Origin of the sequence: Halomonas sp. AOP43-A1-21 (assembly GCF_052376775.1) — a bacterium.
In the GTDB taxonomy this organism is placed as follows: domain Bacteria; phylum Pseudomonadota; class Gammaproteobacteria; order Pseudomonadales; family Halomonadaceae; genus Vreelandella; species Vreelandella colorata.
Genome location: NZ_JBQSWC010000111.1, coordinates 1 through 299, shown reverse-complemented (window position 1 = coordinate 299; position 299 = coordinate 1). Strand labels below are relative to the sequence as shown.

Here is a 299-nt window from a genome sequence, read left to right as displayed (position 1 = left end):
TCGGGATTAGCTGACTCTCGCGAGCTCGCAACCCTTTGTACCGGCCATTGTAGCACGTGTGTAGCCCTACTCGTAAGGGCCATGATGACTTGACGTCGTCCCCACCTTCCTCCGGTTTGTCACCGGCAGTCTCCTTAGAGTTCCCGGCATTACCCGCTGGCAAATAAGGACAAGGGTTGCGCTCGTTACGGGACTTAACCCAACATTTCACAACACGAGCTGACGACAGCCATGCAGCACCTGTCTCTGCGTTCCCGAAGGCACCAAGTGATCTCTCACAAGTTCGCAGGATGTCAAGA

Annotated in this window: 1 rRNA gene; it reads right to left on the bottom strand. The window is 55.2% G+C overall.

The window, feature by feature from the left end:
• Positions 1 to 299, bottom strand: a 16S ribosomal RNA gene (locus ACT3R7_RS20775); the annotation flags it as partial.